The sequence below is a fragment of the Streptomyces yokosukanensis genome (genome assembly GCF_001514035.1).
GTDB lineage: Bacteria > Actinomycetota > Actinomycetes > Streptomycetales > Streptomycetaceae > Streptomyces > Streptomyces yokosukanensis.
The window spans coordinates 1-853 of the sequence record NZ_KQ948293.1; the positions used below are offsets into that span (position 1 = coordinate 1).

Sequence of the window (853 nt, forward strand, 5' to 3'; positions counted from 1 at the left end):
CGGGTCAGTAGGCGGAGTTGACGTTGTCGATGGAGCCGTAGCGGTGGGCGGCGTAGTTGGCGGCGGCGGTGATGTTGGCGACGGGGTCGGTGACGCTGTGCGCGGTGCCGCCTACGTGGTAGGCGTTGAAGGTCGGGTCGATGACCTGGAGCAGGCCCTTGGACGGGGTGCCCTTCTGGGCGTTGACGTCCCAGTTGTTCTGGGCGCTGGGGTTGCCGCCGGACTCGCGCATGATGTTGCGCTTGAGGCCGTCGTAGCTGCCCGGGATGCCCTTGGCCTTCATGATCTGCAGGGACTGCTTGATCCAGCCGTCGAGGTTGTTGCCGTAGCCGGTGCTCTTGCCGGCGGCGCGGGTGCCGCTGCCGGAGGCCTTGACCGCGGAGGAGGTGTGCGCCTGCGTGGCCTCGGCGGCCTGCGCGCTGGCCGGCATCAGGGTCAGGGCGACGGTCGCGGCACCGGTGGTGGCCAGACCGGTCAGGGCGAGGGTGCGAAGACGGGCGATGCGGGTGCGGTGGGTCAGGGTCATGTGACAGCAACTTTCCGGTGGGGGACGTCGTCGGCGCTACCGCCGTGGGGCGGTGGCGTGGGGGCGGTGCCCCGTGCCGTGGAGCGCGGGGGACGTCCCGGCGGGTATCCGCTCGGTGCGTCGCCCTGCTGCCCGGCAACGACAGCCATGGTTAGCGGCGGGCCGGGCGGCGCGCAATGATGTGACGTACTACCCCACATCGGACAAATGCCCGATATAGCCTCTTATGACGGCTTTACTCCCTGCTCAGACCCGTCCCCGCCTACGACCCCGCATAGGATGTGATCTGCCTCCTATGGGTGGCGTCACGCCCCCAACCCCCTCGGA

General features: G+C 69.3%; 1 protein-coding gene. It reads right to left on the bottom strand.

Annotation, left to right across the window (positions count from 1 at the left end):
• Window positions 1-4: 4 nt before the first annotated feature.
• Window positions 5-526, bottom strand: a complete 522-nt coding sequence (locus AQI95_RS44250; RefSeq protein WP_067137163.1) for a transglycosylase SLT domain-containing protein — start codon at window positions 524-526, stop codon at window positions 5-7.
• Between the last annotated feature and the right edge of the window lie 327 nt (window positions 527-853).